Genomic DNA, 21,019 nt, shown 5'->3' on the forward strand with positions numbered 1-21,019 from the left:
AGATGCTAACAGAGCCGGGCATGGCCGCGGCGGACTCCTGGCGCGAACGCGACCTGAAGGTGCTGTGGCACCCCTGCACGCAGATGCGCGAGCATCCCCACACACTGCCCTTGCTGCCGATCGCCAGCGGCCGCGGGCCCTGGCTGATCGGCCAGGACGGCAAACGCTATCTGGATGCGATTTCCAGTTGGTGGACGAATATTTTCGGCCACGCCGAGCCGCGCATCGCCCAGGCCATCGCCACCCAGGCGCTGACGCTGGAGCACGTGATCCTGGCCGGCTGCTCGCACCCGCCCGCGGTGGAGCTGGCCGAGCGCCTGCTCGCGATCGCGCCGCGCCAGGACGGGCGCTCGCCGCTGAGCAAGGTGTTCTACGCCGACAACGGCTCGGCCGGGGTCGAGGTCGCGCTTAAGATGGCCTTCCACTGGTTCCGCAATCGCGGCGTCGACAGCCGGACCAAGTTCATCGCCCTGGAAAACGGCTATCACGGCGAGACCCTGGGCGCGCTCGCGGTCGGCGACATTCCGCTGTACCGGCGCATTTACGCGCCGCTGCTGGCCGAGTCGATCTTCGCGCCCTCGCCCGACGCCTACCTGTGCGAACCCGGCGAAAGCCCGGCCGACCGCGCGCGCCGGGCCGCGCAGGCTTTGCGCGAACTGCTCGAACGCCATGCCGATGAAGTCTGCGCGCTGATCCTGGAGCCGCGCGTGCAGTGCGCCGGCGGCATGCGCATGCACGACCCGCTGTATCTCAAGCTGGCGCGCGAACTGTGCGACAAGCACGGCGTGTTCTTGATCGCGGACGAAATCGCGGTGGGCTTCGGTCGCACCGGCACCATGTTCGCCAGCGAGCAATCCGGAGTGATGCCCGATCTGCTGTGCCTGTCCAAGGGCCTGACCGGCGGCGCGCTGCCGCTGGCGGCGGTGCTGACCACGCAGGACATCTACGACGGCTTCCTCGACGACTCGCGCGAACGCGCGTTCCTGCATTCGCACAGCTACACCGGCAACCCGCTGGCGTGCGCGGCGGCGTTGGCGAGCCTGAGCATCTTCCGCGACGACGACGTGATCGCGCGCAACCGCATCACGTCCGAACGCATGCGCCAACTGGCCGCGCCGTTGGCCGATCACGAGCACGTCGCCGACGTGCGCCAGGCCGGGATGATCGTCGCCTTCGAACTCAGCCGCGGCGGCGACAAGCGCAAGGGCTTCGACCCGGCCCAGCGCATCGGCCTGCGCGCCTACCGCGCCGCGCTGGAACGCGGCGTGCTGCTGCGGCCGCTGGGCGACATCTTGTACTGGATGCCGCCGTATTCGATCGACGAAGAAGCCTTGCAACTGCTCGCCGCGACCACCCGCGCGGCGATCGACCACGCCGTGCAGGAGGCCGACGCATGCGCCTGACCCGAGTCCATGTCGATGCGCAGCTGGCGCCCGGCAGCGAAGTCGTCTTGCCGGAAGGCCCGGCCACTCACCTGGCGCGGGTGTTGCGGCACGAAGTCGGCGACGCCTGCGTGCTGTTCAACGGCGACGGCCGCGACTACCACGGCCAGATCAGCGCGCTGGGCAAGCGCGAAGTGCGGGTGCGGATCGACTCCGCGCACCAGATCGAACGCGAATCGCCGCTGCGCCTGCATCTGCTCCAGGGCGTGGCGCGCGGCGAAAAGATGGACCTGATCCTGCAGAAGGCCACCGAACTCGGCGTGAGCGCGGTGCTGCCGCTGTGGTCGCAGCGCAGCGAGGTCAAGCTCGACGAAGCGCGCGCGGAAAAACGCCTGGCGCACTGGCGCAGCGTGGTCGCCTCGGCTTGCGAACAAAGCGGCCGCGCCTGCCTGCCCGAGGTCGCCGCGCCGCGTTCGCTGGCGGCGGTGCTGGCGGCGTTGCCGGCCGGCGGGGCGCGCTTGATCCTCGATCCGGACGGCGAGTTGGCGTTCGCCACGCTCGCGCTCGCCTTTGATGCGCCGGTGCTGCTGGCGATCGGCCCGGAAGGCGGATGGTCCCCGCTCGACCGTCAGCAACTGCGCGATGCCGGTTTCCAGGGATTGCGGCTGGGCCCGCGCATCCTGCGCACCGAAACCGCCGGGCTGGCGGCGATCGCCGCGTTGCAGGCGCGCTTCGGCGATCTGGCCTGAATCGCCGCGGCGATCGCGGCGGCTCCGCGATCGCCGGACAGGTTCACCGCTGCGTCCAGCGCATCCGCAACTCGGTCGATTTTCCCGCCACCGTCGCCAGCGCCATGCGCGCGCCCAGGCCGCGGATGCGCTCCATCACCGCCGGCAGGCCCATGCCCAGGCCGCTGTCGCCTTCGCTGCTGGCGGCGGTGGTCACGCCGGGCTCGAAGATTTTCAGGATCGCGTCGCGCTCGCTCATGCGGCTGACCGCGTCGATGCGATAGCGGCCCTCGCGCAGCAGCGCCGCGCGCAGGCGCACCAGGTTGATGCCGCGGCCGTCGTCGCGCACGACGAACTGCCACGCCGATTCCTCGCGGCTCAGCACCAGCCGCACCACGCCGACCGGGTCCTTGCCGACCCGGCGACGCATCGACATCGATTCGATCCCGTGCGTGACCGCATTGGCGACCAGTTCCTTGCCGACATCGCGCAGGACCGCGATCGCCGGCTCGGGCAATTGTTCGAACAGATCCAGCACCGCCTCGACCCGCACCGACTTGCTCTGCTGCCCGGCCAGTTGCCGTGCGTGCGCGGCCCAATCGGCGAATGCCGCCTTCGACGGCGACAGCACCGTGTCGCCGCCGGACAACGCCAGCAGCGGCACCAGTGCGAAGGCTTCTTCGGCGCCGTTGTCGAAGGCGGTGGAGGCGGTGGTCCTGACTAGATCGTCCGCGGTCGGCTCCGCCGGCGTGGAGTCGGGATCGATGGTCAGCTCGATGTCGGCTTGCGTCGCTGCGTCGATATCGTGGCTGGCGAATGACGGAGTCGTCGCAGTCGAAGCGTTGGCGTCCGTCGCGTTGCTCGTTGTTTCGACGACGGCTTTGCTCGACGCATTGGTTATCGCAGCGGCGGGCATGGGCGGGTCGGCGGGTTCCGAGGGCGACGTCCCGGTGGACGGCGTGGCTGCCGGAGTAATTCCGACGTAGGTTTCCGCGAGCGCCTGTGCCGGTGCGGTTCGCGATGCGTAAGGCAGAGCCGAAGCATGGTTCGCAGGTGTCCGCGCGCCGACTTCGGCCGCTCCACCGGACGCGGCGAGCGGGTTCGTCAACGGCAGCGACGGACTGGATCCCAGAACGAGAGGCGGCTGCGATTCGATCTTCGGCGACGCTGCCGCGGGCGTTGGCGACAGTTGCGGCGGCTGCCCGGGTTGCGCGGTCTGCACCGGCCGCGTGGGCAAGCCTGAGCGCACAAGCGGCGGTTGCGGCGATGGCGCGGGCGATGCCGACTGCGGCGGCTGCGGCGGCTCGGAGCCGCTCACCCGCGCGGGGATACGCGACTGCATGCGCTCAAGAAACGCCGCCGCGCGCTCCGGGCCGCCCGCGATGGCCGCCGCGCTGCCGCCGATCGAGATCTGGCCCGTGAGTCGGCCATGAGCCGGGTCGTGGTGCGATCCGGCGTGGGATGCCGACGCAGATGCCGATGCCGGAGGCTGCGCGGAGCCGGCGGCGGCCAACTCATCGGATGCGCGTGCGGTCGCCGTATCGATCGACGCCTGCGCGAGCGTCGCCATGGCGGCTTGCGGCGCGGTCGCCGGCGCCGCTTGCGCGAAGGCCGGTCCGGTCACCGCTGCCTGCGTCGGCTCGACCGACAATGGCGCAAGCTCGCTCGCAACCACGGCCGCCGACAGCGGCGCAGCCGCCGCCCTGCCGTCGATCTGGACCAGCAACTCGCGCATCGTGCCGATGCGCTCGCCCAGATACTCCACCTCCGCGCCGAGCCGGCGCGCATCCTCATGGCCGAACTCGGGCCGATGGCTCAGCTCGACCAGATCCAGCTCGAAGCAATGCGCCGGCGTTTCGATCAGGTCCAGATCGATCTCGCCGGCCTCGCTCTTGAGCAATTGCGCATCGGCGATCAGCGCGCGATACGAGGCTAACCGCTCGTCCATGTCCGCGGCCATGCACAGACGCTGCAACCGCACGCGCATGCGCTCCACGGCCGCGTCGCCGTGATTCAGGCAGGCGTGAATGCGCGCGCTGTCGTGGCCCAAGGCGCGCACCAGGCCTTCGAGTTGCGCGCGCAGGCGCAGTTTGGCGCCGGCCAGTTCCTTGCCCAGGCGCAGGCGCTCGCCGATGTCGCTGACGCTCACCAGCAGATACTGCGCCGCGCCATCGCGCTCGACCCGCTCGAAGCGGAACCCCACCTGCGCCTGCCGCGAAGGCGGCCCGGCGAAGACCACCTCGGCCAGCGGGTTGCGCGCGGCGATGCGGCGATCGCGCGCGCGTTCGGCGAACAACAGCTTGAGGTAGCCGCGCGTCGCCTCCAGGGTATCGTCGGCGAGCATCGGCCGCAGCACTTCGATCAGGTCCATGCCCGGCCACAGCTTGCGCTGCAGCACCTGCAGCAACGCCGGCGAGACCGGATCGCGGATGATGAAGTTCGAATCGATCAGGAACAGCCCGTCCGGCACCGCGCGCAACGCGTCCTCGGTGAACTCGCGCCACGCCGCCTGCTCGCGCTCGTGCGCGTACAGGCGCCGCAGCGGTCCCAGAATCAGATACGCCACCGCCGCCAGCAGCGACAGTCCGGCGCCGATCACCATCATCCGCGGGCCGTCGCCGACGATCCCGAACAGCCCGGCGCTTTCCGCGTCCCTCGCGATCAAGCCCGCCGCCGCCCCGGCCATCACCGCGGCGCAGACCGCGATCGCGGCGACCGCGCCGAACAACCGTGCATACCGCATGCGGACGCCTTTCACCGTATCGGACATCTCCCGCTCCTGCCTGCGCGATCGAGAACCTGAAGCCACCGACGCACCGATCAGACGATCGCCTGACCTGGCACGCCTCGCCCTTGCGCACTCCTCGCCTGCGTTCGCCGCGTCCCCAGTGGCGAATCGCGTGTCGCCCGCACCTGTTCGCTTGCAACGCGCCTTGCCCTGGTTCCGATCAAGATCACGAAGGACGGCCCCGCCCCGCGGAATACGGACCACCGCGGCACCGATGGTTCAAGGGGGGTATCGGCGCCGCGGCGACGCTCCCACGCGGCCGGGGCCGCCTTCGCGAAGCTTTCGTCCATGCCGGCTCAGTCCAGGCGTTCGATATCGACCACCAGCGAGGCGCTATAGGTTTTCCAACTCACCATGATCACGTACGGCCGCTTGCGCGATCCGGAGTGGCCGATCGCGCCGGCCGCGGTCTTGGGCACGGAAATCTCCATCTCGCCGCCGAAGTGCTTGCGCGCGTTGCCGGCCAGGGTGTTGGCCAACTCGCCGACGGTGTCGCGCAGGTTGGCGTCGGACTGATCGCTTTCGTTGAGCGCCAGCAACAGGTGGCGGATCATCGCGCGCGGCGCCGATACCGTGATGGTGCCGCGGAACTGTCCGCTGATCGCGATCTGGCCGCTGTAGTCGTATACCGGCACGGTCCCGCTGTTGTCGTCGAGGAACGCGCCGCGCACCACCGCGGCCTCCTGGGTGAGTTGGTTGAAATAGTTCGTCACCGCGTCGATGAAGACCTTGATTTCGGTTTCGTTGAGGTCGCTCATTACGGCAGCATCTCCAGTAAGGCCCCGACCAGTTGGTCGTCGGTGAACGGTTTGTAGAGAAATCCGCGCGCGCCTTTCTTGAGCGCGCTGATCGCGGTGGTCTTGTCGCTGAGCGCCGACACGACCAGGATGTTCACGTTGTCGTCGATGGCGACCATCTGCTCGGTGCATTCCACGCCGCCGATTTCCGGCATGGTCAGATCCATCGTCACCACGTCCGGGCGATAGCGCACGAACATGTTCAAGGCCTCCGCGCCGTTGTGCGCCTGGGCGACGATCTCCAATCCGGGCAAGCGGGTATCGCCGGCCAGACGCGCGATGCGCTGGCGGATCACATTGGAATCGTCGACGATCAAAAGCTTCATCATGATCAAGGCCCGTCAGAAAGTGAGTTGGAACTCGCCAGGATCGGCTTGCGCGCCGGCCGGCGCCGCGTCGGCCGCCGGCTTGATCTCCGCGACCGGCAGGCGGATGCGGAACTCGGTGTAGGCGCCGACCTTGGTCGCCATCGAGATCGTTCCCGACATCGCCCGCACCTGCTTCATCACCAGATCCATGCCGACGCCGTGGCCGGCATCGCGGTCGCTGTTCTGGCTGGCGGTGGACACGCCCGGCTCGAAGATTTTCATGATCACGTCGCGGTCGCTCAGCGCCGAAAGCCGCTCGGCCGAGTACAGCCCGGTTGCCGCCAGCGCCTCGCGCACGCGCCGGGCGTCGATGCCGCGGCCGTCGTCGCGCACCACCAGTTCGATCTGGCGCGTGCCCAGGTCCTCGCTGCGGAAGCTGACCATGCCGGCCGGCGGTTTCGACGCCGCGCGGCGTTCGTCCATGGTCTCGATGCCGTGCACCACCGCGTTGCGCAGCAGTTGCAGGCCGATCGTGCGCAAGGCGTTCAAGGCTTCGCCGGGCACGCGGTCGAAGGCCTGCAACTGCATGTCCAACTGGACCTGCTTGCCCTGCTCGCGGGCGATGCGTTCGGCCAGGGTGTTCCAGCCTTCGACCGCGCGCTGCGACGGCGAGGCCGCGCTCTTGGCCGCGCCCGCGTCGCGGCCGCCGCCGATGCGGTCGAGGAAATCGCGGATGGTGGCGACGCATTCGAACATGTCGTCCAGATGCACGGTCATCTTGACCATGTCGGCGCCCTCGATGCTGCCGCGATCGCGCAGCCCGATCAGATCGGCTTCGAAGGTATGCGCCAGCGCCTCGATCATCTCCAGGCCCAGCGCCGCCGCTTCGCTCTTGAGCGAATGCACGTCGCGGAAGATCGCGTTGACCAATTCGCCGTAGTCGGTGCCGGTGCGGCGCGCGGCGGCCTGGCGCAGATCGTCGTTGACGCGTTCGAGCACCACGCCGATGCGATGCAGGAACAGGCGCACCTCGCTCGACTCGCGGCTGAGCACGCGCAGCAGGCCTTCCATTTCCTCGCGGGTGCGGGTCTTGGCGGCGGCGATTTCCTGCGTCAGGCGCACGCGCTCGGTCGCATCCGACACCGTCACCAGCAGGTAGACCGTGTCCTCGCTTTCCTGCACGCGGTTGAACTGGAAGTTGAGGTAGCGCGACTGCGGCTGGCCGCGTCCGTCGCTGCCGCCGGCCACCGGCACTTCCGACAGCGGGTTGAGGCTGGCGACGAGGTTTTCCTTCACCCGTTTGCCGAACAGCAAACCCAGATAGTCGCGCGTGGCCTCCAGCGTCTGCGCCGCGACCATCGGCCGCAGCACTTCGATCAGGTTCATGCCCGGCTCGACCTTGCGCTGCATGATCTGCGGCAGCGAGTGCGACATCTGCTGACCGACGGTGAAGTCGCCGGTCACCAGGAACAGGCCTTCCTTCACCGTCGCCAGGATGTCGTCGGTCTGCTTGCGCGACTGGGTGACGGCGCGGTCGCCGGCCAGCAGGCGGCGGAACGCGACCAGCGCGGTGAACAGGAAGTTCAGCATGATCAGGGCAGCGCCGATGGTCTGCGCCTGGGTCAGGCGGCGGTTGGCCTGTTCGGTGATCGCCTGGGAACCGGCGACCAGCTTGTTGAACAGTTCGAACAGCTCGCTGTTGCTGGCGCGGCCGTATTGAATCGCCGAGGCCAGTTCGGCCGGGTCCGGACTCGGCCCGGCCAACACCGCCGTGATCCGCGTTTCGTACGGGCCCCACAGCTTGGCGAGCTGGGCGTCGGTCTGGATCATCTCCGGCGAAGCCAGGGCGATGTCGAAGGCCACCGCGCTGCTGTCGCCCGGCAAGCGGCCGCCGGTGCGGAACAGCTTGATCGTGTTGCTGACCTGCTCCGAGCGCTTGCGCAAGGTTTCGCGCAGATCGGCCGAAACCGGCTTGCCGTTCTTGATGTCCTGATCCATTTCCAGCATCGAACGCAGCACGATCTGCGAAGCGCTTCGCGCCGCGCCGCTCAAGTCGCGGGCCTGGGTGCCTTGCGCGATCTGTCCCGACAGCAGAAGGCTGGCGGCGATCAACGCGCCGGAGATGAGCAGGAACAGGCTCACCGCCACGATCAGAATGTAATAGCGCTTCCAGAAGCTGCTGCTCTTGGCCTGTTGCATGGTGGCTTCCCCCTGTGGACTTGGCTGGAACGCGCCGGCCGGTCGGACCCGACCGGCCGTGCTCGCGCGATCGGGCCTAGAAATAGATCTGCATGCGCAACTGCGCGATGTCCGGGTCCAGCTGCAGGCCGCGGCGCTTGCTGTCGGCCCAGATGTAGTTCGCCTGCAACTTGAAGTGCTGGCCGATGTACCAGTTCGCGCCGAGCGTCCAGTCGCGCTGGCGTCCGCCGAGCGCGACGCCGCGATCGTCGAGATCGACCTGCGAATAGCGCACGGCCACTTCCACCGCGCCGAACGCGCGACTGGGCTTGAGGTTGCCGAAGCCCGAGTTCTTGTACGGGCGCGCCTCGCCGGTCAACACCCACGAACCTGCGATGTAATAACCATCGGTGCTGTAGTCGGGCTGGCCGTAACGGTCCACGCCCATGCGCAGGTATTCGCTCTGCACCAGCAAGGGGCCGTGGCGCCAGATCGCTTCCAGGCCCTGGCGATTGATCGCCTCGACATGGCCGAGCGCGCCCGAATCGACCAGGCGCACGTCGGTCAGGGCGGCCTCGGGCCGCACCCGCGCTCGCGCCTGGTCGTCGTCGCGCTTTTCGTTGGAGGCCGACAGGCCCAGGTGGATCACGTCGGCGTCGGTCTTGATCGGATTGAACACCACGCGCGCGGCGAGCGTGCGGCCGTCGTTGTTGCCTTGCAGGTCTCCGCCGCTCATCAGCGCGGCGTTGATGTACCAGCCCGGAAGTTTGTCGTAGGTCCAGTCCACACCGAGCCGGCGACCTTCGTACATCAGGCCGACCGGCAGCGCGCGTTCCATGAAGGTCGAGGCATTGGAGCCGACCGCGCTTTCCTCGTAGCCGACCGGGGTCTTGAACTGGCCGATGCGCAGATCGCCGCCGACCTTGCTCGACAGGCGCAGGAAGTTGTCGAGCCACAGTTTGCTTTTGAAGTCGTAGCCGGCCGCGATGTCGAATACGCCGGGCTTGCGCACGAAGGCGCTGAGTTCCTGCCGGCGCCAGGCGTCGTCATCGACGAAGCGATCGGCCCCGGACGGCAAGCGGTCGTCGCCGAATTCGTTGTAGTCGTAATTCGCATTGCCCTTGAGCCCGAGTTCCAGTCCGGAATCGGTGGTCAGCTTGACCGGCCAATCGCCCAGCAGGCTGTAGTCCGCAGTTTCCGCCTGAGCCGTCGCGGCGAACGCCAAGGACATCGCGCCGGCGAGCGCAGTGTTGATCCGCATGGTTGCTTCCCCTGTATTTTCCGGCCGTGCCGGCCCCTGGTTTGCTTATCGGCAAGGCGCGACGAATCGCCGCGGCCGGGCCGAGGTCATGTCTTGTCTGCATCGCCGCGTGCGTCGGCATCCTGTCCGCTCGGCTCACGCGGTTCGTGTCGTCCGCGAATGCGCCGACGTCCTCGTCGCGTCCCGCGGCGCGCTCGCATCCTGGAATCGCCCGCGGCTCGATGATCCGCGGATGGCGATCGGAAGCGATGCGGCGCGCCGCGCCTTTCCTCCCCTGCTTTCCCTACCCCTGCCATCGGGTCTGCGAGACGACTTACGTGCTGCTCATCACATCGCAGACTTCATGCTTTCGATAGCGAGACGAATGAAGCTTGTCCAGCGGGAAAAATTCGGGGTGCGACCGATAGCTGCATCGCATGTGCACGTCGAAGGTCGATTGCGTGCATCGCATGCATATCGCGCATGCATTGCCGAATCGTAATGACGCGCCGCCGCGCTCAGGGGTCGCGTCGGCCGCGATCGCACGACGAACATCGCCGCTTCAATGCGATAGCGCATCGCCGCCAAGGGATCGCTGCATTCCTCGATACTCATGCGCACGGTGCAAGCGATGGAGAGGCATGTGATGTGCGCCAATCGGGTGAAGCGCGGCGCCTAAAACCCGGGATGACGAAAAAAGAACGAGAAACCTGCCGACATCGACGGCATAAATGTGACCCACGTCACGTGACGTTTATCTTGCGCGCGAGAGCTGCATGCTGACCGGCACGCTGAGTAAGTAGCATCGGCACAACTCCGCGATGACGCGGCGCCGTCCGCCGCGAGTGCGGCACGCGCGAATTAAATCTTGAAGTAAATGCGCCGGGCATCGAGCAGCTTGACCACCGCCCACCACAGCGCGACGAAGGCCAGCGCGAACGCCAGCGACGGCAGGTAGGGACCGAAGCGCGGCGTCATCCAGTCGGCGAAGCCGTGGCGATAGACCGGTTCCAGCCAGCCCAATCCGATCAGCGCATACAACATCAGTGCCGAACCGCCGTACGCGGCGATCGCGTTGACACCGAAGGCGCGTCCGATCGGCGGCCATCCGGCGCGATCGATCAGGCGATGGAACAGCGCGAGAATCCAGCACGACCAGCCGCCCGCCCACAGCACATAGGCCGGCGTCCACAGGTTCTTGTTGATCGGTTGCGCATGCGACAGCACCCAGCCCGCGGCGAGGCACACGCCGCCGGCCACCAGCAGCGCGCGCAATTGACCGCGGCGCAGCCAATCGCCGGCGCGCAGGCCGAGCAAGGTCGTGGCCAGGGCGCCGAGCGCGGAGACCAGCCCTTCCGGATCGTGGCCGCGGCCGCTGACCGGGTCGATCTGATAGACGTGTACTCCGAACAGCGCGCTGTCGATGCGGCTGGCGATGTTGATGAACGGCTCGTAGCTGCCGCCGGCGGCGAGCAGCGCGGCGTAGCCGGCCAGCAACGCCAACAAGGCGATCCATTGCGCGCGCGCCGGCACATACAACGCCAGCACGGCCGCGGCGGCGAAGCACAGGCCGATGCGTTGCAGCACACCGGGCAGGCGCAGGTGCTCGTGGCCGGTGACCCACATCGAGATGGTGTGCAGCAGCAGGCCCAGGCCGACGATGCGCAGCGCGCGCCACAGCGCCGGGCGCAGCAGGTCGGCGGCGGGCACGCCGCTGTCGCGGCGCGGCATCATCGCCAGCGCGATCGACACGCCGACGATGAACAAGAACATCGGAAAGACCAGATCGGTCGGAGTGAATCCGTTCCAGGCCGAGTGCAGCAGCGGCGCGTAGACGTGGTCCCAGTCGCCCGGATCGTTGACCAGCAGCATCGCCGCGACGGTCAATCCGCGCAGCGCATCGACCGAGGCATAGCGTTTGACGGACGCGGGCGGCGCGGACACGGGCGACGCGGCGCCGCCGTGCTGCGGCGCCGGACTCACGCCGCTTGCGCGAGCGCTTCGCCGATCATCGCCTCGACCGCTTCCAGGTCGGGCAGCAGCGCGGCATCGTCGTTGAGGCGCACGCGCGCCTGCACGCCGTGCGGCAGCACATCGCCTTCGCGGCCTTCCAGGGTCAGGCTGTCGGCGGCCACCGTGACCAGGCGCGGGAAGCCCTGGGTCAGCAGGGCGAAATACGGCAGGCGCGAGGCGGCGCTGAGCGCCTTGAGCACGACCACCTTGCTGCCCAGGCCGCCGGGTTCGCGCGCCAGTCCGGACAGTTCGCCGAACGCGATCAGCGGCAAGGTCCAACCGCGCCAGCGGGTCTGGCCGAGCAGCCAGCGCGGCGCGCCTTCGATCGGCGCGGGCGGCGCGAACGACAGCACCTCGGCGATGGTCGCGTTGGGCAGCAGCAGACGGGCGCCGCCGACCTGGATCAACACGCCGCGGATGTCGGTCTGGGCGGACGCCGAGGCGTCGCCCGCGGAACCGCTGGTTTGATTTTCGTTCGACATCGCGCGAATCCTCGCCGCGGTGGCCGCGGCTTGTTGCGAAGGCTTCGACGGGCGAAGCCGGTGGTTGACGCGTCGCGGCCGCCATCGGGCGATCGCTTTGGAACAACGTCGCGCTGCGCGTCGCCGCGCGGCGCGATCAGATCGGGCTTTGCCTGGACCAGCGCGCCGCCAGCTTGGCCGCCAGATCGGCTGGCTGGCCGTGACCGGCGCCGCGCGCGATCGCCGCGCTGGCGGCGGCCGCGTCGTAGCAGCCGTCGGGCGCCTGGCCTGCGATCAGCGCACCGTGCGCGGACAGCTTCATCGCCGCATCGACCTGGCCCGGATCGGCGCCGCTGAACAACAGCACCGCGCTGTCGGACGCGGGCAGCGCCTCGAGCACGTCGCCGCCTTCCACGAACTGGATTCCGTTGTCGGTCGCTTCGATGCCCACGCCCGCCGGCAGGATGTAGATCACCCCGTCGATGGTGCGCGAGCCCGGTTCGGCGAGCTTGACCAGTACCGAGGTCGCGCGCTGCATCTGCGCGACCAGCCTGTCGTAACGGCCGCCGTCGAGGCGTTGCTGCACCAGCACCGGACGATCGAAATTTTCCGGCAGCGCGCCGAGCAACTGACGCACCGCGTCGGGGCCGCCGATGCCGGCGAGCACCAGCACCGCGCCGCTGCGGGTCGAAGCCGGCAAGCGGTCATCGACCAGTTCCAGGCCGGAGATGCGCCGTTCGATTTCGTCCAAATCGTGCTTGCCCATCGAGGCCGCGCCATGCGCGCCGCTCTGGCCGGTGGCGGCGCTGACCAGGCTGGCCTCGTCGCTGAAGGACCAATCCGGCACCGCCGGCGCCGACGCGACCGGGATGCGATCGACCAGCGGCGCCGCTTCGGTGCTCAGGTCGAAATCCATGCCGGATTCGAAGGTGAAATTTTCCGCGCCGCCGTCGCGGCGTTCGCCGCGGCCGTCGTCGAAATCGATCGGCGCGATCGGCGTCGCATCGCGATGGCTCGCGTCGAAATCGATGCGCGCGCCTTCGACGGCGAACGAGGCATCCAGATCGACCAGTTCCTGCATCTGGTCCGGCGCCGGCGCGCGCCACACTTCCAGATCGCCCAGGCCGGCTTCGTCGAGCGCGGGCAGTCCGGTGTCGACGTGGTCGGCCTCAACCCACTGGTCCACCGCCGGCGAATAGGGCTGCGCCTCGCCCGGCACCGCCGACTGCTTGTCGGTCGCTTCCAGGGTGAGGCCTTCGAAATCGAAATCCGAAACGCGCTTGTCGTCGAACGCCGCCGGCTGCGCGGTCACTTCTTCGACCGCGCCGTCGGCCGGATAGGCGTCGATCTCGATGAGATCGGTGTCGCCGCCCGGCACGGCGGTGCCGAGCGCCTGACGGGCGAAGAACTCGCGCGCTTCGTCGGGCAGCGGCGGCGGTTCGGACAGGATGCGGTCGCCGGCCGAGCCGGTCGGCGCGACGCGGGCCAGTTCGGCGAGCTGTTCGGCGGCGGCGAAGGAAGAAGAATCGGACGCGGGTTCGACGGAGCCAGCATCGAAGGCCGGCGCGGAAGTCGCCGGGCTGGAGCGGAAATCGTCCGTTGCGGCATCGCCCGCGTCGAAGCTTTCCGCTTCGAAGGCCTCGACCGCTTCGATTTCCTCGATCTCGCCGAATTGCGATGCCTCCGACGCTTCGACCTGCTGCAACGGCACCAGGCCGACATCGGCCGCCACCGGTTCCTGCGCCAGCGGCGAGGTATCGGACTGCGGACGCTGGAACCCGTCGGCGACCAGCACGGGCACCGATTCGGGCTCCGGCTCGCGGCCCGGCGGCAGCACGTCGTCGTGACGGTTGAGCTTGGCGCTGAGGTGGCGCGCCCAGCGCGCCGCGTCCCAGCCTTCGCGCGAGGCGGCCAGTTCGGCCTCCTCGAAGATCACTTCGATCGAAGGATCGATCAGCACGTTTTCGAACCGGTCCAGCGCGTCTTCGGCGGCCGGATCGAGCACGACCACGACCACGTCCGGATCGGCCGAATCCAGCGCGGCCGGATCGAGTACGGTCGGATCGCCTTCCAGCACCAGGTTCGCGCCGGCTTCCATCAGCGCGCCGCGCAGGCGCTCACAGGCGACGCCGGCTCGCGCCAACAACACTACGCGACGTTCTGCTTCAGCCATGACTACGCGAAATTCCAAGCAGTTCGAACACGTTGCGGATCAATTCGGGCTCCTGATAAGGCTTGCCGAGATAGCGCTCGACGCCGATCTCGAACGCGCGCTGGCGGTGTTTTTCGCCAGTACGCGAGGTGATCATCACGATCGGCACGTCGCGCAGATGCGGGTCGGCCTTCATTTGCGTGGCCAGCTCGTAGCCGTCCATGCGCGGCATTTCGATATCCAGCAGCATGAGGTCGGGCACGCGTTCGGCCAGACGCTCAAGCGCGTCGATGCCGTCCTTCGCCGTGACCACTTCGAAGTTGTGGCGCTCCAGCACGCGGCCGGTCACCTTGCGCATGGTCACCGAGTCGTCGACCACCATCACCAGCGGCACGCGCCGGGTTTCGGCCGGAACCGGCGGCGGCGGTGCGTTCAAGGCGAAGTCCTGCAGCAGCGCGGCGCGGCGGCGCACCAGCGGGGCGATGTCGAGAATCACCACCACGCGGCCGTCGCCCATGATCGTCGCACCGAAGATGCCCGGCACGGACGCGACCTGCGGGCCGACCGGCTTGACCACGATTTCGCGGTTGCCGATGACCTGGTCGATGGTGACCGCGGCGCGCAGATCGCCGGAGCGGATCAGCAGCAACGGCATCTGCAACTGGCCTTCGGCCTTGGCCGGCGCATGGCCGACCAGGACCCCCAGATCGTGGACGTGATAGTCCTCGCCGCCGTAGCGGTAGGCCACATCGCCGGCGTCGAGCAGTTCGCGCGACAGGCGGCCGACGCCGCGCACCGAGGCGATCGGCACGGCGAAGGTGATGTCGCCGATGCGCACGAACACCGCCTGGGTGACCGCGAGCGTCTGCGGCAGGCGCAGGGTGAAGTGAACGCCCTTGCCCGGGTTGGAATGAATGTCGAGCGTGCCGCCGAGCTGGCGCACTTCGCTGGCGACCACGTCCATGCCGACGCCGCGGCCGGCGAGGCGGCTGACTTCGTCGGCGGTGGAGAAGCCCGGTTCCAGGATCAGCGTGTCCAGATCGGCTTCGGACAGCACCGCGTCGGTGCGGACCAGCCCGCGTTCTTCGCCGCGGCGGCGGATCGCGGCGCGGTCGAGACCGGCGCCGTCGTCGGCCACTTCCAGCACGACTTCCGAACCTTCGCGGCGTACCGCGATGCGCACCGTGCCTTCTTCCGGCTTGCCGGCGGCGCGGCGCTGTTCGGGTTTTTCCAGACCGTGCGCGACTGCGTTGCGGAGCATGTGCTCCAGCGGCGCGGTCATGCGTTCGAGCACGTTGCGATCGAGTTCGCCCTGGGTGCCTTCCAGCTTCAGCGCGACCTGCTTGCCCAGTTCGGTCGAAGCCTGGCGCACCACGCGGCGCAGACGCGGCAGCAGCGTATCGAACGGCACCATGCGCGTGCGCATGAGGCCTTCCTGCAACTCCGAGCTCACGCGCGACTGTTGCAGCAGCAGGGTTTCGTACTGGCGGGTCAGATCGTCGAGGGTGATCTGCAGGCTGTTCTGGTCGGCCGCCGATTCGCCCAGCGCGCGCGACAGCTGCTGCAGGGTCGAGAAACGGTCGAGTTCCAGCGGATCGAAGGACTGGTCGCCCGATTCGCCCTCGCGCTGGTAGCGCGCGATGATCTGCGCTTCGGTTTCGATTTCCAGGCGGCGCAGCTGATCGCGCATGCGCAGGTTGGTCGCGGCCATTTCCGCGATCGCGCCGCGGAACGCGCCCAGCTGCTGTTCCAGGCGGGCGCGGTAGATCGCCACTTCGCCGGCGTAGTTGACCAGGCGGTCGAGCAGGTCGGCGCGGATGCGCACCTGTTCCTGCGGAGCGCGCACGCCGATGTCGTCTTCGTCCGCGAACGGCGCGTCCACGATCGGCGCCGACAGCGGCTTGAGCGCGCCGGTGTCCACGGCCGCGGCCTGCGCCGCGCCTTCGCCTTCGTAGCCTTCGGCCATGCCCGGCAGCGCTTCGCCGCGCGAGCGCGCTTCGAACACCGAGATCAGCGCGTTGGGCATGGCGATCGCCTTGCGCCCGCCGACCCGGGTGACCATCGCGTGCAGGCGGTCGAAACCGCGCTCGAGCAGGACGATGCCGTCGCGGCCGAGTTCGATGCGGTTATCGACCACCGATTCCAGCAGCGATTCCATGACGTGGCCGAGTTCGCCCACGGCCATGATGCCGGCCATGCGCGCGCCGCCCTTGAGCGTGTGCAGATCGCGCTGCAGGCCGACCAGGGGCTCGCGCTCGTTCGGCGCTTCGCGCAGTTGCGCGAGCAGGCCGTCGGAGTGGTCGAGCAGGTCGCCGCCCTCTTCCACGAAGATATCGACCAGTTCCGGATCGAGCTCGCTCAGGTCGAGCGAGGCTTCCGGGTCCGGATCGGCGCTGGAGGCTTGCGCGAACGCGGCCGCGAGTGCGGCGGAGATGCCGGCCACGGCGCTGCTCGGCGCGGCCGCGCGGCGCGCGGCCTGCTCGGCTTCGGCGGCGGCGGCCGCTTCGGCTTCGCGAGCCAGGTCTTGCAGATGAGCCTGGACGAGTTCGTCCGGCTCGCTGTTGGCCGCTTGCAGATATTCGGCCTGCAGTCGGTCGGCTTCGTCGCGTTGGGCCGCGGCGATGCGCTCGGCTTCCAGGCGTTCGGCCTCGGCCTGCTCGGTGGCGAGGCGTTCGGCTTGCAGGCGTTCGACTTCGGCCTGCTCCGCGGCGAGACGCTCGGCTTCCAGACGCTCGGCTTCGGCCTGTTCCGCGGCGAAGCGTTCGGCTTCCAGGCGTTCGGCTTCGGCCTGTTCCGCGGCGAGGCGTTCGGCTTCCAGGCGTTCGGCTTCGGCTTGTTCCGCGGCGAGACGCTCGGCTTCCAGGCGTTCGGCTTCGGCTTGTTCCGCGGCCAGACGCTCGGCTTCGGCGCGTTGCGCTTCGGCGGCGTACTCGGCTTCCAGGCGTTCGTATTCCAGGCGCTCTTCTTCGGCGACACGCTCGGCTTCCAGGCGCTCGGCCTCCAGGCGCGCGGCTTCGGCCTGCTCCGCGGTGAGGCGTTCGGCGGCGGCCTGCTCTTCGGCGGCCAGACGTTCGGCTTCGCGGCGCTCGGCTTCCAAACGCGCGGCTTCCGCGCGTTCGGCGGCGAGGCGTTCGGCTTCCACACGCGCGGCTTCGGCTTGTTCCGCGGCGAGGCGTTCGGCTTCCAGACGCGCGGCTTCGGCCTGTTCCGCGGCGAGGCGTTCGGCTTCCTGGCGCGCGGCCTCGGCTTGCTCGGCGGCGAGGCGTTCGGCTTCCGCACGCGCGGCTTCGGCTTGCTCGGCGGCCAGACGTTCGGCTTCCAGACGCGCGGCTTCGGCTTGCTCGGCGGCGAGGCGTTCGGCTTCCAGGCGTGCGGCTTCGGCCTGCTCGGCGGCGAGGCGTTCGGCTTCCAGACGCGCGGCTTCGGCGCGCTCGGCGGCGAGGCGCTCGGCTTCGGCGCGTTCGGCTTCAGCGCGCGCGGCGGCGGCTTGTTCGGCGGCGATGCGCGCGGCTTGCGCTTGTTCGGCAGCGATGCGCTCGGCTTCGGCACGTTCGGCCTGGGCGCGCGCGGCTTGCGCCTGTTCGGCGGCGATGCGTTCGGCCGCGGCCTGTTCGGCGACGGCGCGCTCGGCGTCGACGCGGGCTTTTTCGATGCTGTGATCGCTCAGACCCAACGCGCCCAGAGTGTGCGCGTCGAGCTCGCCCGGCAGCTCATCGAGATTGATCTCGAAAGCTTCTTCGTTGGACGCGGGCGTGGAGGTCTGCGGCGGCGCCGGGCCGTCTTCGCTCTCGCGCTGCAGATCGTAGCCTTCGAAAGCGCTCAGATCGGTGGCGGTGAGTTCGGCCACTTCCTGGCCGCCCGGCAGTTCGTCGAGTTCGATTTCGAACTCTTCCACGACCATCGGCGAGCGCGCGTCGGGCAGGCTGTCGCGCAGCGCGGCGATGCGTTCGGGCAGGCCGAGGAACATCGGCACGTGCGGGGTCGGCGACTTCAGGGCCTCGACCGTGCGGCGGATCGCGTCGGCGACCGCGCTCAGCGCGGAGATGCCTTCGCTGCTGGCCGGCGCGCCGCTGGCGAGCAGGCGCTTGACGTAGGCTTCGGTCGGCGCGGTGACGTCGGTGATGACCGGCACTTCGGTCATCGCGAAGGCGCCGTTCAAGGTGTGGATCGAACGCTGCAGTTGGTCGCTGGCCAGTTGCGGCTTGGCCTGCGCGCTGGCGAGCCAGGCCTCGATGGTGACGAGGTGGCCGGCGACTTCGCCGTCGAGGATTTCCAGCAGCACCGGATCGACCGAGGCCGGCACGTACGGGCCTTCGGTGACGATCGCCGGCGGCGCGGCGGCTTCGACCGGCGGCTCGGCGGACACCGGCGCGGGCACCTGATAGAACGCTTCTTCGCCGCTGGCGAGCAGATCGGCATGCGCTTCGATGCCGGCCACGTCCACGCTCAGCGGCGCTTCGTTGCGCAGCGCGGCGTAGAAACCCGGCAGCGCGCGATGCGCGTGCTCGATCAGATCGATGACCTGCGGGCTGGCCGGACGGCCGTGCTCGCGCACCCGGTTGAGCAGGTTTTCGATCTTCCAGCTGAATTCGCCCAAGGTGCGCGCGCCGACCAGGCGGCCGCTGCCCTTGAGGGTGTGGAACACGCGCCGCACCGGCTGCACGCGCGCCAGGTCTTCCGGCGTTTCGCGCCAGGCCGGCAGCAGGTGATCGAGGTTGGCGATTTCTTCTTCGAATTCCTCGAGGAAGATTTCCCGCACTTCGTCGTCGATGTCGTCCACGGTCTCGAAGCCGCCGTGGGCGGGCTGCGACTGGCCGAGGAAGGACGGCGGCGAGGACGGCACCGCTTCCATCAGCGCGCTGTTGACCAGCCCGCCGGAGATGCGTTCGGTGACGTCGGCCGCTTCGGCCGGCGGCTGCGCCGTGTTCGGCTCGGCGTCGAAGGCCGAGGCGTACTGGGCGGCGCCGTGTTCGGCATCGACCGGTTCGGAAGAGGCGGACAGCTCGCGCGCCTGCACGTCGGACAAGGTCCATTCGGCGGCGGCGGGGATCTGGTTCTGCGCGGGCGGCGTGGGTGCGGCGGCCGGCGCCTGCGCGCCGTCCTGCGACGCGGCTTCGGCGGTCGCGGGCGCGGCGGCCTGTTCGGCCTGCGGTTCGGCCCGGACCACGTCCGGCAGCGGCCAGTAGCGCAGCGCTTCCAGGCTCTGGCGGGCGATGTCGAGGATGTCGTCGCGGTTCGGGCGTTGCTCGCGCAGCGCTTCGAGGTAGTACTCCAGGCTGGCCAGAGCATCGGCCAGGGTGTCGAGCTGCTGGCCGCTGGGCACGCGGCGGCGGCCGATCAGTTCGACTTCGGTGTAGCGCTTGACGCCGGTGAGGTAATCGGCGGCCAGCGGCAGCTCGATCATGCGCAGGGCGCCGGCGACTTCGTCGAGCACGCGCGGCACTTCGATGAGTTCTTCGTGATCCCACTTGGTCTCGACGAAGGCGACGAAGGACTGGCGGGCGTCGCCGAAGTTGGCGATGGCTTCGCGCGCGACCACGTCGAGCACCTTGCGCGCTTCGCCGGCGAGCAGGTCTTCCTCGGCCTTGTCGTCGGGCAGGCCCAGGCGCGAGACCTGGTCGTCGAGCGAGGCGTCCACGTACAGCAGGGCGCCGGCGACATCGAGCAAGGTGCCTTCGTCGGCGGCGCGGCGGCCTTCGACGATTTCGCTCATGGCCTCGCGCTGCTGCAGCACCACGGTGCGGGCCATGCCCAGCCCCATCATGCCGAGCGTGTCGCTGACCCGGGCCAGGGCTTCGACCTGCGGGCGCAGTTCGCCCGGGTCGGTCTGGTTGGTGCGCAGGTGCAGGTCGAGCGCGTCCTTGACCCGCAGCAGGTCTTCCTTGATCGCCGCCGCGACGGTGTCGAGCAGGGCGCGATTGCGGCCGCTGAGGCTGCCGCGGGCGTGTTCGAGTTCCGACTCGCTGGGCAGGTGCGCGGCGAGTTCGAAGGTCTGGCGCAGGTCGTCCAGCGCCGGATGGCGGCCGTCGCTGTGGGCGACGTGGTACAGCAGTTGACGGGTCGGCTCGGCGGCGGGCTCGCCGCGCGGCGCGCTGAAGCCGTCGTCGGCCAGCATCTGCCGCGCTTCGCGCTCGACGCCGCCGAAAGCCTGGCGCAGCGCGCGGGTCGGCGGCAGGGCGCCGTCGCGCAGCGCGTGGGCCACGGAGGATGCGACCCACAGCATGCGCCGCACCGGTTCCAGCACCACGTCGGCCAGCAGGCCGTCGATGGCCGAGGCCAGTTGCGAAGCGTTGCCCGGCGCGCCGTCTTCCGGCCATGCGGCCAGGGCGTCGCGCAGCGAGGCCAGATGCGGAGCACTGGTGTTGCGGCCGCCGGCCGCGCCGACCGGCAGCGGCGGCGGCAGGTGCGCCGGCAGCGGACGGTCTAGGTTCGGCGCGAACAGCACGCTTTCGTTGAGGCCCGACTCGCCGCGCGTGGCGCGCAGTTCGTTGAGCAAGGGCAGCAGCACGATCGGAATATCGCGATGGCCGCCCTGCAGGCGTTCCAGGTAATCGGGCAGCAGCACCACGCCGCGCATCAGCGCCGCGCAGGCTTCGTCGCGGTCGTGGACCGCACCTTGCTGCAGCGCCACGGCCAGGCGCTCCATTTCCTCGGCGACCATCGCCGGGGCGTAGAGCTCGACCATGCGCAGGGTGCCGTGCACCTGATGCAGATGGTTGGCGCACACGCGCATGCGCGAGGTGTCGGCGGGATCTTCGGCGAACGCCTCGATCTCCTGCCGCGCCTGACGCAGGGTTTCGTCCAGCTCGGGCTTGATCCAGCCCAGCGTGGTGGTGTCGATGGCTTCGCGCAGGGCGGTCATGACGTGATCCGCCCTTCTACGCGGCCGCATCGCAGACGCGGTCCATGGCTCAGCCAGCGATGTGTCGGACGCTTCATCCTCGGTACAACCCTTTCGTATGTCTGTGCCGC

General features: G+C 69.2%; 11 protein-coding genes. 2 read left to right on the forward strand and 9 right to left on the reverse strand.

Going from position 1 to position 21,019, the window contains the following annotated elements; all coding sequences use genetic code 11:
- Positions 1-2: 2 nt before the first annotated feature.
- On the forward strand, positions 3-1,403 hold the full coding sequence (gene bioA / locus LG3211_RS17780) for an adenosylmethionine--8-amino-7-oxononanoate transaminase (RefSeq protein WP_222837517.1): 1,401 nt from the start codon (positions 3-5) through the stop codon (positions 1,401-1,403).
- The gene (locus LG3211_RS17785) at positions 1,394-2,131 is read left to right on the forward strand and encodes a 16S rRNA (uracil(1498)-N(3))-methyltransferase (protein WP_057943990.1); all 738 of its coding nucleotides are present in this window, start codon (positions 1,394-1,396) and stop codon (positions 2,129-2,131) included. Before bioA ends, LG3211_RS17785 begins: the two co-directional genes overlap by 10 nt.
- Before the next feature lie 43 nt (positions 2,132-2,174).
- Here the strand turns inward: LG3211_RS17785 and LG3211_RS17790 are convergent, their stop codons facing one another.
- From LG3211_RS17790 to LG3211_RS17830, 9 genes are all read right to left on the reverse strand, one after another.
- Positions 2,175-4,880, reverse strand: a complete 2,706-nt coding sequence (locus tag LG3211_RS17790) for an ATP-binding protein (protein WP_057943991.1) — start codon at positions 4,878-4,880, stop codon at positions 2,175-2,177.
- A gap of 314 nt (positions 4,881-5,194) precedes the next feature.
- Entirely contained in the window at positions 5,195-5,656 is a 462-nt protein-coding gene (locus LG3211_RS17795) for a chemotaxis protein CheX (protein WP_057943992.1), read from the reverse strand.
- Entirely contained in the window at positions 5,656-6,024 is a 369-nt protein-coding gene (locus LG3211_RS17800) for a response regulator (RefSeq protein WP_222837518.1), read from the reverse strand. The genes LG3211_RS17795 and LG3211_RS17800 overlap by 1 nt, the downstream gene beginning before the upstream one ends.
- A gap of 12 nt (positions 6,025-6,036) precedes the next feature.
- Complete coding sequence (locus LG3211_RS17805; protein WP_057943993.1) at positions 6,037-8,202, reverse strand: ATP-binding protein; 2,166 nt, start codon at positions 8,200-8,202, stop codon at positions 6,037-6,039.
- Positions 8,203-8,278: 76 nt separating this feature from the next.
- A complete protein-coding gene (locus LG3211_RS17810; protein WP_057943994.1) occupies positions 8,279-9,442 on the reverse strand; it encodes an OprO/OprP family phosphate-selective porin in 1,164 nt (387 codons plus the stop codon).
- 840 nt (positions 9,443-10,282) lie between these two features.
- Positions 10,283-11,365 (reverse strand): acyltransferase family protein, encoded by a 1,083-nt coding sequence (locus LG3211_RS17815; RefSeq protein ID WP_083512921.1) that lies wholly within the window; start codon positions 11,363-11,365, stop codon positions 10,283-10,285.
- Positions 11,366-11,400: 35 nt separating this feature from the next.
- A complete protein-coding gene (locus LG3211_RS17820) occupies positions 11,401-11,916 on the reverse strand; it encodes a chemotaxis protein CheW (RefSeq protein ID WP_057943995.1) in 516 nt (171 codons plus the stop codon).
- Between the two features lie 136 nt (positions 11,917-12,052).
- A complete protein-coding gene (locus LG3211_RS17825; RefSeq protein ID WP_083512632.1) occupies positions 12,053-14,068 on the reverse strand; it encodes a chemotaxis protein CheB in 2,016 nt (671 codons plus the stop codon).
- A complete protein-coding gene (locus LG3211_RS17830; RefSeq protein ID WP_057943997.1) occupies positions 14,061-20,909 on the reverse strand; it encodes an Hpt domain-containing protein in 6,849 nt (2,282 codons plus the stop codon). Before LG3211_RS17830 ends, LG3211_RS17825 begins: the two co-directional genes overlap by 8 nt.
- Positions 20,910-21,019 lie beyond the last annotated feature (110 nt).

This window comes from Lysobacter gummosus, from assembly GCF_001442805.1.
Classification (GTDB): Bacteria; Pseudomonadota; Gammaproteobacteria; order Xanthomonadales; family Xanthomonadaceae; genus Lysobacter; species Lysobacter gummosus.

What these genes read in the sequence shown, in the direction of transcription:
- bioA (WP_222837517.1), top strand. Translation starts at nt 3, where the DNA reads ATGCTAACAGAGCCGGGCATGGCCGCGGCGGACTCCTGGCGCGAACGC.
- LG3211_RS17785 (WP_057943990.1), top strand. Translation starts at nt 1,394, where the DNA reads ATGCGCCTGACCCGAGTCCATGTCGATGCGCAGCTGGCGCCCGGCAGC.
- LG3211_RS17790 (WP_057943991.1), bottom strand. Translation starts at nt 4,880, where the DNA reads ATGTCCGATACGGTGAAAGGCGTCCGCATGCGGTATGCACGGTTGTTC.
- LG3211_RS17795 (WP_057943992.1), bottom strand. Translation starts at nt 5,656, where the DNA reads ATGAGCGACCTCAACGAAACCGAAATCAAGGTCTTCATCGACGCGGTG.
- LG3211_RS17800 (WP_222837518.1), bottom strand. Translation starts at nt 6,024, where the DNA reads ATGATGAAGCTTTTGATCGTCGACGATTCCAATGTGATCCGCCAGCGC.
- LG3211_RS17805 (WP_057943993.1), bottom strand. Translation starts at nt 8,202, where the DNA reads ATGCAACAGGCCAAGAGCAGCAGCTTCTGGAAGCGCTATTACATTCTG.
- LG3211_RS17810 (WP_057943994.1), bottom strand. Translation starts at nt 9,442, where the DNA reads ATGCGGATCAACACTGCGCTCGCCGGCGCGATGTCCTTGGCGTTCGCC.
- LG3211_RS17820 (WP_057943995.1), bottom strand. Translation starts at nt 11,916, where the DNA reads ATGTCGAACGAAAATCAAACCAGCGGTTCCGCGGGCGACGCCTCGGCG.
- LG3211_RS17825 (WP_083512632.1), bottom strand. Translation starts at nt 14,068, where the DNA reads ATGGCTGAAGCAGAACGTCGCGTAGTGTTGTTGGCGCGAGCCGGCGTC.
- LG3211_RS17830 (WP_057943997.1), bottom strand. Translation starts at nt 20,909, where the DNA reads ATGACCGCCCTGCGCGAAGCCATCGACACCACCACGCTGGGCTGGATC.